Annotated in this window: 23 protein-coding genes; all 23 read left to right on the forward strand. The window is 53.2% G+C overall.

Going from position 1 to position 14189, the window contains the following annotated elements; all coding sequences use genetic code 11:
• Positions 1 to 290: 290 nt before the first annotated feature.
• The 23 genes from NSCA4_RS13850 to NSCA4_RS0106355 all read left to right on the forward strand — a co-directional run bounded on the left by NSCA4_RS13850 (position 291) and on the right by NSCA4_RS0106355 (position 14119).
• Positions 291 to 476, forward strand: a complete 186-nt coding sequence (locus NSCA4_RS13850) for a DUF4760 domain-containing protein (protein WP_255265285.1) — start codon at positions 291 to 293, stop codon at positions 474 to 476.
• 147 nt (positions 477 to 623) lie between these two features.
• Positions 624 to 1028, forward strand: coding sequence for a gp16 family protein (locus tag NSCA4_RS0106250; protein WP_016687338.1), 405 nt, complete (start codon positions 624 to 626; stop codon positions 1026 to 1028).
• Positions 1025 to 1504, forward strand: coding sequence for a Mor transcription activator family protein (locus NSCA4_RS0106255; RefSeq protein ID WP_016687339.1), 480 nt, complete (start codon positions 1025 to 1027; stop codon positions 1502 to 1504). Before NSCA4_RS0106250 ends, NSCA4_RS0106255 begins: the two co-directional genes overlap by 4 nt.
• Before the next feature lie 153 nt (positions 1505 to 1657).
• Positions 1658 to 2164, forward strand: a complete 507-nt coding sequence (locus NSCA4_RS0106260) for a TIGR02594 family protein (RefSeq protein WP_016687340.1) — start codon at positions 1658 to 1660, stop codon at positions 2162 to 2164.
• The gene (locus NSCA4_RS14615; protein WP_016687341.1) at positions 2161 to 2334 is read left to right on the forward strand and encodes a hypothetical protein; all 174 of its coding nucleotides are present in this window, start codon (positions 2161 to 2163) and stop codon (positions 2332 to 2334) included. The genes NSCA4_RS0106260 and NSCA4_RS14615 overlap by 4 nt, the downstream gene beginning before the upstream one ends.
• Before the next feature lie 33 nt (positions 2335 to 2367).
• The gene (locus NSCA4_RS0106270) at positions 2368 to 2610 is read left to right on the forward strand and encodes a hypothetical protein (protein ID WP_016687342.1); all 243 of its coding nucleotides are present in this window, start codon (positions 2368 to 2370) and stop codon (positions 2608 to 2610) included.
• A complete protein-coding gene (locus tag NSCA4_RS0106275) occupies positions 2582 to 3001 on the forward strand; it encodes an ATP synthase subunit B family protein (protein WP_029609585.1) in 420 nt (139 codons plus the stop codon). Before NSCA4_RS0106270 ends, NSCA4_RS0106275 begins: the two co-directional genes overlap by 29 nt.
• Positions 2898 to 3215 (forward strand): hypothetical protein, encoded by a 318-nt coding sequence (locus NSCA4_RS16280; RefSeq protein ID WP_368471237.1) that lies wholly within the window; start codon positions 2898 to 2900, stop codon positions 3213 to 3215. Before NSCA4_RS0106275 ends, NSCA4_RS16280 begins: the two co-directional genes overlap by 104 nt.
• On the forward strand, positions 3212 to 3541 hold the full coding sequence (locus NSCA4_RS0106285; RefSeq protein WP_016687344.1) for a hypothetical protein: 330 nt from the start codon (positions 3212 to 3214) through the stop codon (positions 3539 to 3541). The genes NSCA4_RS16280 and NSCA4_RS0106285 overlap by 4 nt, the downstream gene beginning before the upstream one ends.
• Positions 3542 to 3552: 11 nt before the next feature.
• Positions 3553 to 3816, forward strand: coding sequence for a hypothetical protein (locus NSCA4_RS0106290; RefSeq protein WP_016687345.1), 264 nt, complete (start codon positions 3553 to 3555; stop codon positions 3814 to 3816).
• Entirely contained in the window at positions 3813 to 4010 is a 198-nt protein-coding gene (locus NSCA4_RS0106295; protein ID WP_002213613.1) for a hypothetical protein, read from the forward strand. The genes NSCA4_RS0106290 and NSCA4_RS0106295 overlap by 4 nt, the downstream gene beginning before the upstream one ends.
• Position 4011: 1 nt before the next feature.
• On the forward strand, positions 4012 to 4515 hold the full coding sequence (locus NSCA4_RS0106300) for a DUF1804 family protein (protein WP_016687346.1): 504 nt from the start codon (positions 4012 to 4014) through the stop codon (positions 4513 to 4515).
• Between the two features lie 2 nt (positions 4516 to 4517).
• Positions 4518 to 6164 carry a phage terminase large subunit gene (terL, locus tag NSCA4_RS0106305; RefSeq protein WP_016687347.1) on the forward strand — a complete coding sequence of 549 codons (1647 nt, stop codon included), beginning with the start codon at positions 4518 to 4520 and terminating at the stop codon, positions 6162 to 6164.
• Between the two features lie 50 nt (positions 6165 to 6214).
• A complete protein-coding gene (locus NSCA4_RS0106310; RefSeq protein WP_016687348.1) occupies positions 6215 to 7660 on the forward strand; it encodes a phage portal protein family protein in 1446 nt (481 codons plus the stop codon).
• On the forward strand, positions 7647 to 8942 hold the full coding sequence (locus NSCA4_RS0106315) for a phage minor head protein (protein ID WP_016687349.1): 1296 nt from the start codon (positions 7647 to 7649) through the stop codon (positions 8940 to 8942). Before NSCA4_RS0106310 ends, NSCA4_RS0106315 begins: the two co-directional genes overlap by 14 nt.
• Positions 8943 to 8945: 3 nt before the next feature.
• On the forward strand, positions 8946 to 9245 hold the full coding sequence (locus tag NSCA4_RS0106320; protein ID WP_016687350.1) for a hypothetical protein: 300 nt from the start codon (positions 8946 to 8948) through the stop codon (positions 9243 to 9245).
• Between the two features lie 432 nt (positions 9246 to 9677).
• Positions 9678 to 10625 (forward strand): hypothetical protein, encoded by a 948-nt coding sequence (locus tag NSCA4_RS0106325; protein ID WP_016687351.1) that lies wholly within the window; start codon positions 9678 to 9680, stop codon positions 10623 to 10625.
• Positions 10618 to 10947 (forward strand): hypothetical protein, encoded by a 330-nt coding sequence (locus NSCA4_RS0106330; RefSeq protein ID WP_016687352.1) that lies wholly within the window; start codon positions 10618 to 10620, stop codon positions 10945 to 10947. Before NSCA4_RS0106325 ends, NSCA4_RS0106330 begins: the two co-directional genes overlap by 8 nt.
• Positions 10948 to 10988: 41 nt before the next feature.
• Positions 10989 to 11978, forward strand: a complete 990-nt coding sequence (locus NSCA4_RS0106335; protein ID WP_016687353.1) for a major capsid protein — start codon at positions 10989 to 10991, stop codon at positions 11976 to 11978.
• A 58-nt stretch (positions 11979 to 12036) separates the two neighbouring features.
• Positions 12037 to 12447: a phage protein Gp36 family protein gene (locus NSCA4_RS0106340; protein WP_016687354.1), complete on the forward strand. Its 411-nt coding sequence runs from the start codon at positions 12037 to 12039 to the stop codon at positions 12445 to 12447.
• A gap of 3 nt (positions 12448 to 12450) precedes the next feature.
• The gene (locus NSCA4_RS0106345) at positions 12451 to 12882 is read left to right on the forward strand and encodes a phage virion morphogenesis protein (RefSeq protein WP_016687355.1); all 432 of its coding nucleotides are present in this window, start codon (positions 12451 to 12453) and stop codon (positions 12880 to 12882) included.
• Between the two features lies 1 nt (position 12883).
• A complete protein-coding gene (locus NSCA4_RS0106350; protein WP_003741302.1) occupies positions 12884 to 13348 on the forward strand; it encodes a phage tail terminator protein in 465 nt (154 codons plus the stop codon).
• A 12-nt stretch (positions 13349 to 13360) separates the two neighbouring features.
• Positions 13361 to 14119 carry a phage tail tube protein gene (locus NSCA4_RS0106355; RefSeq protein WP_016687356.1) on the forward strand — a complete coding sequence of 253 codons (759 nt, stop codon included), beginning with the start codon at positions 13361 to 13363 and terminating at the stop codon, positions 14117 to 14119.
• Positions 14120 to 14189 lie beyond the last annotated feature (70 nt).

The following is a 14189-nucleotide window of genomic DNA, read 5'->3' on the forward strand; positions in this document are numbered from 1 at the left end:
CAGTGGTAAATCAACTACTCGTACCGAATTCGCCAAATTATACGGTTTATATTAAAATCAAGCGGTGCTTCAAATTTGCACTAATAAGTAATTTAGAAAGGAAAAAGATGGATAAAAAATACTTAGACGGTTGGGACGGAAATGACTGAACTAGTTTCTAATTGTTACGAATATATCACGCCGATACTGACAGTTATCGGCGTTTTCATTGCAGCCTATGGAATATTTAGGAATACTGAAAATGCCAACTGAAGGTACTTAATCAACGCGAATTTGTTGCTGCCGGTGTATTGCGTGGTGCTTTCCATGAGCCGCTTTTCAAAGAATTTGAATATTCTATCTTATTACGAGATTGGAATAATTTGAATGGGTTTATTCAAGAAATAAGAAGAAAACGTAATTCGCCAACAGCATTCCAAGAATTTGAGACACTGGCGAAAAAGTGGAAGAAAAAACCGCTTAAAGTAAAACATTAATTATTGCAAAGGTCGTCTGAATTATTCAGACGACCTTTTTTATGCCTGTCCGTTTCGCAAAAAAAACAGCGGCTTACTACAATATATAGTATTTTATCTGTATAATATGCGATAATTAATCAATATATTGTGTTTTAGGGGTTTGAAATGCGCCGTGCGTTGATTGCGAAAATTAAAATCGCTCAAAAAGAGCTTGGTTTGGATGATGCGACGTATCGCGCGGTGTTGGAGCGGGTGACGGGCAAGCGGTCGTGTACCGAGTGCAGCATCCCTGAGCTGGAGCGTGTGGTCGAGGATTTGCGCCAGCATGGGTTTGCGCCGAAAAAAACGGCAGGACAACGACCGAACCGCCGCGATTCTGCCGACCCGATGATGCGCAAAATCGAAGCCCTGCTGCTGGATAACGGCTGGACTTGGAATTATGCGCACGGCACGGCGAAAAAGATGTTTAAGGTTGACCGCGTGGAATGGTTGTCCGACGGCAATATGCACAAGTTGGTGGCGGCTTTGCAGATTAGCGCGAACCGCAAGAAAAAGGAGAAAACGGGATGAGTTTGAACTGGGAGATGACGGAGCAGGATTTTGAGGATGTGAAACATCTGCTGCCGCACAGCGTGGTGGCGATGATTACGGTTATCGGGCTGGAGGCGACGTTTCACATGGTTAAGGTTTGGGGTGGGACGAATTATCCGATTTCCAACCGCCGCCGCAATACGCGTCAGAGCCGCATCTTACACGCTCAACTGGTCGAGGACATCGGCGAAGAAGCGGCGGGACGGTTGGAGCGTGCTTATGTCGGGCAGCCTTTCTTGGCGATTCCGCGCTGCTGGGATGCGATGCGCGAACTTCGCAACCGGTTCATCCGCCGCCAATATGATGCGATGAGCGCGGAAGGTTTGAGCGATTTGTTTATTGTGCGCGAGCTGGTGTTGGCGCATAAGCTGTCGACGCGAAATATCCGATACATTCTGAAAGAGGCCGACCGCGAGGCGGCGGCAAGGGCGCAGGCTGATTTGTTTGCGGCTTAGTTTTTGTTGTGCTTGTGTTGAGAGTGGACCTTTTACCCTGCCTTCGGGCAGGGATTTTTTTTGCCTGTATTCCGCTGAATGCAAGCCTGACGGGGCTTGGGGGTCGTCTGAAAAGGTTTAATGGGGTTTTAAAACTATCTATTTGAGGTATTTATGGCCCAGCAAAAAGAACTCCCTTGGGTGGCAGAGGCGCGAAAGTATATCGGTCTGACAGAAATCCCCGGTAAAAACCACAATCCGACCATTTTGAATTGGCTTCACGGCTTGAAGGCTTGGTGGAAAGACGATGAGACGCCGTGGTGCGGCGTATTCGCAGCCCATTGTCTGCGAGCCGGTAACCGAGACATCCCGAAGGATTGGATGCGCGCCAAAGAATATGCTTTTTGCGGTAAACGCCTTACCAAGCCTGCTTACGGCTGTTTGGTCGTGTTCACTCGCCAAGGCGGCGGTCATGTTGGGTTTGTTGTCGGCAAGGACAAGGCGGGTAATCTGCTGGTTTTGGGCGGCAATCAAGGCAACCGCGTCAGCATCGCGGAATTTCCGACGTCCCGCGTGGCTGCGTATGTATGGCCGTCTGTTGGTGGTGCGCCTCTTGACCCCGCTCCGGAGCGTTACAACCTGCCATTGGGCGGTGCGGCAATGAGCAGGAGCGAAGCATGAAAAAGGCTTTAATTGCTTTGGCATTGGCGGCATTGAAACCGCAGGTGCCTGAATTTGAGATTAAACCTGCCCGTGTGGGCAATTTGAAACAACATCCGAGCCTGCGCTTGGGTAAATCAGGCGTGGCAGCCGCCAAACGTGCGGCGCGTAAACGCAAAGCGAGAAAGTAAGAAATATGATACACGGTTGGGACGGTTATTAAGATGCGGATTTTCGACATTTTTAAAAACCCTGCGACAGGCAATGTGTCGCACTCGAAGCTGTGGGCAAATATCGCCTGCGCGGCAGGGACGGTTAAATTTGTGATGTTGCCTGATCCGTCGGCAGAAATTTGGGCGGTGTATTTGGGCATTGTGGGCGGCTATGCCGTGGCGCGCTCGCTGGTCAGCGTCAAACGTCAGGAGGTCGAGAATGAATCTGAATCTCGTGAAACTGTTGACGAATAACTGGCAACCGATTGCCATCATCGCGCTTGTCGGCACGGGATTGGCGGTGTCGCACCATCAAGGCTACAAGTCGGCGTTTGCCAAACAGCAAGCCGTCATCGACAAGATGGAGCGCGAAAAGGATCAGGCCTTGCGTCTGTCGGCTCAAAACTACGCGCGCGAGCTGGAGCAAGCCCGCGAGGAAGCAAAACAATCTGAAGCCAAGGCGCACGCCGTCGGTGTGGCTTTGGCGCAAAAACAGGCGGAAGTCAGTCGTCTGAAAACGGAAAACAAAAAGGAAATCGAAAATGCGCTTACTCAAGACCGCCAAAAAGCAGGCGGCGGTTGCATTGACGGCCTTGGCTCTCACAGCCTGCGCCTCTACGCCCGCGCCCTCGGCTACGGAAATTAAGGTTGTCGAAAAGGCAGTCATGCCGACACCGCCCGCTGCGTTGATGGTCGCGCCGGTGCGCCCGAATCCGCCGAAAGACGGCAAGACAGCAACGCTGCTCGAACACGCCGCTGAGTTTGGCGGCTATGTTGCCGAACTTGAAAATCAAAATCAGGCTTGGCGCGACTGGGTCAACAGTCAAGCGGAAGTTGACGGTTCGGAGGGCGCGCGATGACGACTTATCGTGAGTTGGTACAACGCACGGTCGCCTGCCGCCATGCGGATTTAGAGCTGGGATTGAGCCGCGCACGCGAGCAAGAGCCGTTTGTCATTCATGTTTCCGACCTATTGGATAAGGCAGGCATTGAGTACGCAGTGCGTATGGATAAGGATTTTCAGACGACCTTTTGCGTGGAGTTTGACGGCAACGCGGAAGCGGCTGTCTATTCTGCGGTGTCGCCGTATTACCTGATTTTTTCAGGAGATGGAAAATTTGAAGTAGCGAGTCGCCATCCTGACGGCTACTCCGTCCGTATCGTATTCGGCGATGTGCCGGTTTAAGGGGGTTTTAAATGGATTTCGAATTCGGGTTCAAAACCCTTTGGCCGATTGCGACTGCCGCGTTTTGGTTTTGGGTCAACGGCATTTCAGGCCGTCTGAAAGAGGCGGACAAGCGTATCGACGACCTGAAAGAGGAGCTGCACGCGGTCAAGCTCTCCTATCACACCAAGCAGGACGCCAAGGCAGACAGCACTAATATTGCGGCGGCCTTGGAACGAATTGAAAACAAGTTGGAAAAAGTAAACGAAAAACTGGACAGGAAAGCGGACAAATGAGCGACCCGATTTTAGAAGTCTTGGCGCGTATTGAAGCCAAGCAGGATGACATGCTCGCCAATCAGGCGCGTATGGACGAAGAATTGCAGCAAATTAAGAAAGACTGCAAGAAATCTGCTGCGGTTTACGGCGGTCTCGGCGGCGTGATTGTAACGACCGGCTGGGAGTTGCTGCGAGCCAAGTTCGGGGGCTGATATGGCACACCCGAAAGAAACCCGCGAAAAGCTGCGCAGGCTGTACGTCAGCGACGGGCAGACGCTCGAAATCGCTGCGATGATGTGCGAAATCCCGACAGCTACCGCCCGTAGTTGGAAGCGTGCCGCCAAAGAGACCGGCGACGATTGGGACAAAGTACGCGCAGCCTACATCTTGGCGGGCGGCGGCATCGAAGACTTGAGCCGTTCTCTGTTGGCGGGTTTTTTGGTGCAGTACCAATCGACGATGACTATGTTGCAAGACACGTCGATTGAAGAGCTGATGCCGTCCGAGCGCGCCAAATTGTTGGCGAGCCTGTCCGACGCGTTTACCAAGACGGTGGCCGCAAATAAGCGGGTATTGCCTGAAGTTCAACAATCTGCGATTGCCATTAAAGTCATCGAAAAGCTGTTTGCCTATATTGCCGACCAACATCCAGATATGTTGGCTGCTTTTGATACGGTACTGCAAGGCTTTCAAACTGTCATCGAGAAAGAGTTTTAACCATGCAGCAGAGAAAATTGAGCCAATCCGAACTACGCGCCAAAATGTCCGCTATCCGGGCAGACATCAATCGGCGCATCAGTGCGGCGGATATCGGATTGTCTGCTGCGCCTGCGGATATTGCCGAGCGTCGCGCCAAAGTGATGCGGTGTACGCCCGAGGCTTTCCGTTTTTTCTGCAAGACTTATCTGCCGCATTATTTCCCCGACGACAGCGAATCTGTTTTCCATACATGGGCATACACAGAGCTGCCCGAAATCGAAAAAGAGCAGGAGTCGGTCTTGCAGGGTTGTGCGGCATCGCGCGGCGAAGCGAAAACATCGCTGACCGTACAGGCGTTTGCCCTTTGGCGCGAAGTGCGCAATGCCAAACACAATACCGTCATCGTATCTGACACCGAAGACCAAGCCGACGCCATCGTCGAGGCCATTAAAACCGAACTGACCGACAATCCCGCGTTGCAGTTGGACTTCCCCGAAGTCTGTGGACAGGGGCAGGTATGGCGTATCGGAGAAATCCGAACCCGCCAAAATAACCAGTTCAAAGCCTATGGTGCGGGACAGGGTATCCGCGGTGCAAAAAAAGGTGAGGTGCGCCCCGATGCAGTCTATCTCGACGACTTGGAAAATGAAAAACATTCCGAAAACATCCGCCTGCGCGACAAACTGACCAAGTGGATAGGCAGTGTCATCAATCCTTTGGGTGGTGCGGGCGCGAAGTGCGACATTTTGTATGTCGGTACGATTTTATGTTTGGACAGTGTATTGGCTCGGGTGTTGAAAAATCCGTTTTGGCGCAGTGTGCGCTTTTCCGCCATCATGAAGTGGCCTGTCAATATGGATTTGTGGGCGGAATGGGAAAACATCTACCGTAACACGCCGAAAGAAAACCGCGCCAACGAAAAGGCGGCTCAGGCGTTTTACGAAGCAAACGAAGCGGCAATGTTGGAAGGCAGCGAAGTGAGTTGGAGCAAACGACCGCTTCTCGCCCTGATGAAAATCCGCGCCCGTGACGGTATCCATGTCTTCAACTGTGAGTACCAAAACCAGCCGGGCAATCCCGAAAATGCGATTTTTGCTGATTATTTGGACAACTGTTATTACCGTGCACTGCCGCATGATGTCGTGTATTTTGGTGCGGTTGACCCTTCGCTTGGCAAACAGGGTAAAGGCACTGACCCGTCCGCCATTCTGGTCGGCGGCTACCAACGCGCCACAGGTACGCTGTTTGTCGTGGAGGCATCCATTAAGAAACGTGTACCGAGCCTGATTATTCAGGACGTCATCAGACTGCAAAAGCAATACGGCTGCTTGCTGTGGGTCATCGAGACCGTCCAGTTCCAAGAATTTTTCAAAGACGAACTGATTAAAGAGGCGGCAAAACAAGGGACACATGTTCCTGCGCGTGGAGTCAAGCCGAGCGCAGAAAAAGTGATGAGGATTGAAAGTATCCAACCGCATTTTGCCAACGGATTTATCAAACTGTTACCGGAGCAACGTGTATTGATTGAGCAGTTGCGGGAATTCCCCGATGCCGACCACGACGACGGCCCCGATGCGCTGCATATGCTGTGGATGGCGGCAACAACGGGCAATGTATCAAACAGAGCGCGGGCGATTGATTTGCCTGCGCCGATGTTGGAAATGTGATTTTAAGGTCGTCTGAAACCGTTTTCAGACGACCTTTGGAGTAAAAAAATATGTTCGGATTGATTAAAAGCGCAACACGGAAAACCGCCATCAAGACATTGACGAGCGCGACAGAAGACGCGCTGGAAAGCCTGTTCTCTAACATGGAAGGCACGGACGCTCTGCTTTCGCGCCTCGGCGTGGACAGGCAGCAGGCATTGGACGCGGTAGCGGGCGACGATGAGGTCGCCGCCTGTTTGGAGGATTTACACTCCGCCATGCAGAATAAATCTTGGCGAATCTATGGCGAGGACTTGAGTGACGAAGACAAAGACCGTTTGTGGAAAACGCTGAAACGCCATTTGCCCGCGCTTGCCGAAATCGTCCTGACGGCGCGGCTGGGCGGATACGGCGTGGGGCGTTATGTCTATCAGCCCGAACCCGACGGCTTTTTGACGATTAAACACATCAGCAACAAGAGCGGCGAACTGGCGAAATATATCCCCTACCGCGACGGTTCGCTGGTGTATCGCGGCAGCGGAGGCGAAGAAGCCTGCAATACGGACGTGCTGTATCTCTTTATCACCCATCGTGCGACTTCAACCAATCCAGCGGGCGAAATGGCGGCGGCGCGGCTGTATGCGCCCGTCGCGTTGCGTAAAAAAGGCTTTGTCTATGCCGCGCAATTTATTACGCGCTACGCCCAGCCTTATCTGATTGCCAAAATCCAAGCCAACAGCGAGGACGATCACAATGGATTCATGAGCCGTTTTTACCGATTTGTCTCCGGCGGCGCGTTGAGCATCGACCGCGAGGACGATGTGATGATGCTGCAAAACAGCGCGGACGGTCAGGCATTCCGCCGTCTGGAAAACCTTGCCAATGCGCGCATCCAAAAAACGCTGCTGGGCAAAGTCAAAACCAGCGACCTTGAGACCGCCAGCCGCGCCAGTCAGGAAACCGAAGAAAACAACCGCGACGAGCGTATCGGCGCGTATCTTGCCCTTTTGTCCCGCGCGGCGCAGCACTTTATCGACGCGCTTGTGATGGTCAACAACGCCTACGGCAAGCCGATTCACGCGCCAAAAGGTGTATGGTTCGAGTTTGAAGACGAAATCAAGGTCGATAAAACCCGCGCCGAACGCGACAAGATGTATATGGATACGGGACAACTCATACTGACCGAGACCTACTACCGCGACATCTTGGGCTTCGAGCCGGAACATTTCGAGCTGCGCGATCCGAAAACGTCGTCTGAAAACCCTGCGTCCGCCAAATTCAGCCTGCGCCTGTCTGATGGTCTTGCCCGTAATGCGCCCGATACGGCGGAGCAGGCAATCGCCCGTCCGAAGATGGAAGCGGTGTTGGGTTTGTTGGAAAGCTGCAAAGACTACGCCGAATTTGAGGAGAAGCTGTCGGGACTTGATTTGAACAAGGGCGACAATCTTTTGATTCAGCGTTTGGTTTCAGACGGCCTTTCAGCCTGGGCTGACGGAGCGGGTGATGGACGGGATTGAATACAACTTCGCGGGGCTGGTCGATAAAGCCGCTTTCGAGCATTTCAAATCCAAGAAAATCCTTGCGGGTTTCAGTCATTACGACGTTTGGCTGTATCAGCACAGCCTTGCCTTTACCGTCGCCAAGATGATGGACGCGGATATGCTCGCCGAAGTCAAAGATGCCATCGAATCCGCGCAGCAAAACGGCACAGCGTTCGCTGATTTTAAAAAGCGTTTAAAACCGTATTTAATGGCTAAAGGCTGGTGGGGAGAGCAAGTGATGACCGACCCGCTGGACGGCGAGCCGAAATTGGTACAGCTCGGCAGTACACGTCGTCTGAAAACCATTTTCAACACCAATATGCAAACCGCCTTTGCGGCGGGGCAGTGGCAGCGGATTCAGGCAAATAAAAAAGCCCTGCCGTATTTGCGCTACAACCATTCCGCCGCCGGGCATCCGCGCGACAGCCATAAACGCTACTACGGTTTAGTCCTGCCGGTCGATCACGACATTTGGAAGGTCATCTTTCCGCCCAACGGCTACGGCTGCAAATGCTCGGTGTCCGCCCTGACCCGTCGGCAGGCGGAGCGCGAGGGCATCAGCGGCGAGCCTGATGTAGATATGGTCGAGTTTACCAATCCGCGCACAGGTCAAACGGTTTTGATACCCGACGACATCACGCCGAGCTTTGCGCACAACCACGGCGACCGATTGGGCGCGATGGACGCGCTGTTTGGCGAGAAAAACGGCGAAGAGGCACTGACCGCCATGATTGCCGAGCGCGAGGCGTGGTTGGACAAGCGGTATAGCGTGCCGTCTGACAAAGTGGCGGTGTTCGCTTTGCCGGACAAGGTGTCGGAAAAAGAAGTGCGCAGGCTGACAAAAGAGCAGTCTGCCAACAATACCAAAGACCACGAAGCGAGAGCTGCGGCAGCGTGGCAGTCTGAAACGGGGGATAGGCTGGAAGTGTTCGATTTGCCCGTGGAGAAAGGTAAGGGTCAAGCCGATTATCTGATTGTTTCAGACGACCTGCCCCGTGAGCAATGGGTAACACTGGATTTTATGTTTACCGAAAATCCCGAACGTGCGGAATTGATGAACCGTTATTTTGCGCCCACCGCAGGGGCGTGGAATACTAAGGTCGATAAGATTCAGGAACATTTTGATAAAGCCGATATTGTCCCGCTTGATTTGCGCCATCTGAATGCGGCGAACCGGCATAAATTGTTGCAGTATGTGTTATCATTGCCGAAAGAACAGCGGGATAAAGTCCGCTTATTGGTAAAAATATCGGAGTAAGTCATGCCGTCTGAACTGTATGTCAGCCGCGAGGTAAAAGTATTTTTAGGCGGGAAAACCGCCCCGTCCGAATTGTTGGACTATCTGTACCCGCGTCTTGCTGAAATTGACAAGGAAGCAGCCGACCAAATGCAGGGCGAGTTTTCGGGCTGCGTATTTTCGATTGCGGATTTGTCCGCTGCGGCATTCGCCCGTGTGCGCGGATGGATACTTGAGGCAGCAGAAAAGTCCGAGTGGATTAAGCCTTACAAGTCTGATTTAAAAGCCGCGCTTGAAGCTGATCCGAGATTTAAATCTGTATAACCCGAAGGTCGTCTGAAACCGTTTCAGACGACCTTTTTTCATAACCGCCCAAATTTCGCGTTTTAGCGCATTTTATCGGTCGGGATAGGCAAAGATATATCCGAGAGTTTAAATGCAATCTGACGCAGCCCTAAAAGCCCCCTGAAACGTTTTTTTAAACCGCCGCCGTCTGCGTTTTTGGATATGCCCTAAATTTGCGATTTTAGGTGGGTCGGATGCCAAAGATAGGCAAACCCCCGCCAGAATCTTAAAAATCAATCTGACGCGATTCTAAAGCGGTTTTAAAGTGGGTATTTTCATATTTTGCGCGTAAGTATTTTTAAAAGGTCGTCTGAAAACCAAATACGGTTTCGGGCGGCCTTTTCCATTTTGGGCAGCAAAGTGAAGTCATGCCGCCGTCTGTTTGCCGTCATGCGTTGCACAATGGCGGCTATGAATACGAAAACATCACCCCTCAATATCAAGTTGTCCGCCGCGCTGCCGGTTGCTTTGGCGACCCGTGCGGATGATGTGCGCACTTTTAAAGGTATTGCCAATTCTGGCAAGCCGTTCGGCTACGGCGGTTATCAGACCGTCGTCGATTTGGCGGAGCTGTCGCACAAAGCGTCCGTACCCGTCCTGTTGGAGCATTCGCCGCTGAAAATGGCGGGCGTGTGCAGCCTGTCGGTAACGGCGGACGGTCTGATTGCCGAGGGCAGTCTGTTGTCCAACGAGTTTGGCACGCAGATCGCCGAAGCAGCCGACCAAGGCTTCCCTTGGGAGATGTCGGTTTACGCACAGGCGGCATCCTACGAGGAGCTGGCGGCAGGCGCGGTATTGTCCGTCAACGGCAACGAAGTAACGGGGCCTGCGGTGATTTTGCGCCGCTGCACCATCCGCGAGGTGTCGTTTACCGCCGTCGGTGTGGACAGTGAGACGGAGGCGGTGGTGTTGTCGGACGGCAGCCCCTTGCCGGATATTTTTAAACAACCTTTGGAGTTATCCATGACCCCTGAAGAGAAACAAGCGTTTGACGACCTGAAAGCGGAAGTCGATACGCTCAAGGCTGAAAAAGCCGAAGCCGAGAAAAAGCTGAAAGAAGCCGAAGCTGCCGCCAAGAAAAACCAAGTCAAGGCGAAATTGTCCGCCGCAGGCTTTAAGGAAGGCGAAGACGGCAAGTTTGAAGGCTTGTCCGACACGACCATGACTGTGCTTTTGTCTGCCGACATTGCGGCGGCTGAAGCCATGATTGCCGATTTAGCGCCGAAAGCTGCTCCATCTGCCGTACCGCCCGCGCTGTTGAGCGAAGGCGCAGGCAGTGGCAAGCCTGAAGAAACTGCCGCAGAAGGTAAATTCTCTATTGCCAGCCACAAAGGCTTATTGGGAGGCTCTTATGTCTAAAGTCAAAACCGAAATCTTAGGCCCTGTTATTTCCGACTTTTTGAAATACGAGGCGACGCCGCAGACCCGTGTTGCCGTTGCTGCCGATGCCGGCACGAAAGCAGGCAAGTTTGTCGAATACCCACTGCGCGGCAAAAAGCTGGTGGCGTTAACTGACGAAACCGACGGCAAAGTTGTCGTACAGCCGCTCAACTGCATCATCGACCTGTCAAAAGTTGCCGATGCAGACATCAAAACGGCAACTACCGGCAAAACCTTGGACGCGCTGAAAAAAGAAGGCGACGCATACGGCATCGTTTACCAAGGCACGCCCATCGCCTGATTTTCAGACGACCTTTAAACCTGATTTAACAAGGACACATCATGCCTTTATCCGATAACAGCAAGTTTGGCGTGCAGGCTATGACTACCGCCATCAACAAAATCGACCCTGGCGCAAGCCAAATCCGCGAGTTGGGCATCTTCGAACCCGAATATCTGACCACCACTTATGCCGACATTGAGTTCCAAGACGGCAAAGTCAGCTTGGTTGCCAGCAAAGAGCGCGGCACATCCGGTCAGGCGGTCGAAAGTCCGAAACGCACCGTGCGCACCGTCAAAGTGCCGCACCTGCCGATTCATGACGTGGTTCGCGCCGACGACGTGCAAAACCTGCGTGCTTTCGGTACGACCCAAGCCGCAACCGTCATGGACAAGGTCAACGAAAAACTCGCCGGCGGAAAATCCGACCTTGAATACACCCGCGAGCATCTGATGCTCGGCGCGTTGCAAGGCAAGATTTTGGATGCGGACGGCAGCGTGCTTTTGGATGTCAACACAGAGTTCGGCGTGCAACGCAAAACGCAAAACATCGAACTGTCCAAAGACACGACTAAAGTCGGTTCGGTATTGGACAAGCTCTTGTCCGAGCAACGCCAAAAATTCGCCGGTGCGCAGGTGCGCGGCTGGGTCGTGTATTGCGGCGCAGAGTTTTTGAGCGCGCTCAAAGAGCATAAGTCCATCTTCGAAGTGTACAAACGCTTTGATGAGGCTCGCGCCTACCGCGAAGGCGATACGCTCAATCCGTCCGAGTTTGTCCACAAGGGCATCCGCTTTATCGAGTATGCCAATCATTTCGGCAGCGACGCCGATATCGGTGCGGACAAGGCAATTCTGTTGCCGGTCGGCCGCAATCTCTACAAAGAGTATTTCGCGCCCGCCGATATGAACGCCACCGTCAATACCCGCGCCCTGCCGTATTACGCCAGCCGCGAGAAATTGCAGCACGACAAGGGTTGGAGCCTGCACATGCAGTCAAACCCGCTGCCGATTGCGCTGCGCCCCGAGTTGTTGGTAACGCTGACCATGTCTTAAACGGATTTCAGACGACCTTTAAGGCAGTTTTAAAGGTCGTCTGAAAACGGAGGACGGCATGATTACCATCCAAGACATGATGACCCGCTTCGGCGAGCAGGAGATGGCGGAGCGGTCGAACCATGAAAACTACGAAACCATAGACGAAGCGGTGATGGCGGCGGCGATTGCGGACGCGGAAGAAGAAGCGGCAAGCTACCTTAGGGCGGCGAAACTGTTTTTTACCAACGACACCGCGCCGCAGGTTTTGAAAATCAAAGTCTGCGACATCGCCCGCTACTACCTCTACGACGACGCGGTAACGGGTATTGTCGAAGAGCGTTATCAGTCGGCGGTCGCTTGGCTCAAAATGGTCGTCAAAAATCCCAATATGCTGGACGAAACCCGCGTATCGGATGACCGCAAACCGTCAACTTGTGCCGTTTATGTGAATGCCGAACCCGATTTGCGGGAATGGCTGAAGGAGTAGGCAATGCGGATTACGGTATCGCACGACTTGTCGCGTATCGCCCAAAGCCTGAACCGCCTGTCGGGCAGGTTGAACGGCAGCCTTGAAGAGCCTTTGCGCGCCATCGGCGGCATGCTCGAAAGAACCACCAAAGACCGTATCCGTGAAACCAAAACCGCGCCCGACGGCAAACGCTGGCAGGATGTCAGCCCCGCAACGGCGGCAGCCAAAAACGGACGCGGCGGGATTTTGTTAGACCACGGCAACCTATTTGCAAGCATTACGCACGAGGCATCGGCAAAAAGCGTGATTACCGGCTCAATCATGGGCTACTCGGTTTATGCGCAGGAAGGCACGAAAACCATGCCGGCGCGTCCGTTTTTGGGCTTGTCTTCGCAAGATTATCAGGACATTGACGAATTGATGTCCGATTGGCTGGGAGGATTGATTGTCTGATATGGCTTTGAAACAGCATGAAAACTTATTGGCGGTCTATCCCGAAATCCTAGGTCGTCTGAAAACCGTCAAAGGCATCAAGGCGGTCAAGGAAATCGGCGAACTTGCCGAGCTGCTCGCCCAAGGTGCGGCGAAGCGCAAAGCCGCCCCGCTGGACGGCGCGGTCTATGTCGTTTACGGCGGCTCGACCTTTGCTGACGAAGCGAAAAACGGCAAATACCTGAAATCGACGCTGCACTTTACCTTTGTTCTGGCGCGAAGCTATACCGCCAACGGCAAATCCACGCTGTATGAGGTCGGCGAGACCCTGACGGCAATCCAGCGTGCGTTTTCAGGCTGGGATGCGGGCGACGAATATGCCGTTACCCCTTTCCGCCGCATCGCCTCGCCATCCATCGAGTATAACGACGGCTTTGCTTTTTACCCTATTTCATTCGCCTGCGACACCGTGCAGGCGGCAAACTAAAGGAGCTGCCACATGGCAAAACAAAACGACCACGGCTTAATCTTTGAGGGCGACGTCAAGGTACGCAACCTCAATCAAAAAGGCTCGGGCTTTATCGACATCGGCAACACCACCGCTTTGACCACGCAGACCAGCGTGGAAACCAAAGAGCGCGTGTCCAAGCAAAAAGGCACTTACGGCAGCGCGTTGGACAGCCTGAAAACCGTCAAGCCTACCGAAATCGGTCTGAAGCTTGACACCTTTGACAAAGACAACCTCGCACTTGCCCTGATGGGCGAAGCCGCAGTCATCGCGGCAACGGCGCAGACCGTTACCGACGAGACCGTAACCATCGGCAAAAAAGGCATGGCGTACAAACTGGCAAACGGCAACATCGACCCGGCTACCGTCAAAGTCAAAAACAAGTCCAAAGCCAATGTCGACGCCAAGCATTTGGACATCAATGCCACCTTGGGCATGATTACCGTCCTGCCTACTGCCGACACCGTCAACGACGGCGAAGAAATTACCGTCGAATACAAAACCCGCGATTCCGGCGGCTACAAAGTGTCCGCCGCGACCTTGTCCCGCTTGGATTTGGAAATCTACGTTGACGGCCGCAACCGCGTTACCGGCGAGACCGGCATCCTGCACATCCCCCATGCCGTATTGGCTGCGGACGGCAGTATCGACTGGTTCGGCGACGACTTCAACGAAGCCGAATTCAAAGGCACGGCGGTATTGGCTTCGGGCGAGACTTCGACCTATTCCTTCACGTCGTACAACAACTAAAGATTCGGGCGGCTTATGCGGATTGGCGGGTTCGCCGGTCGGGCTGTCCGATAAACGGCAAAAAGGTCGT

The organism is Neisseria sicca 4320 (genome assembly GCF_000193735.1).
GTDB classification, from domain to species: domain Bacteria; phylum Pseudomonadota; class Gammaproteobacteria; order Burkholderiales; family Neisseriaceae; genus Neisseria; species Neisseria sicca_E.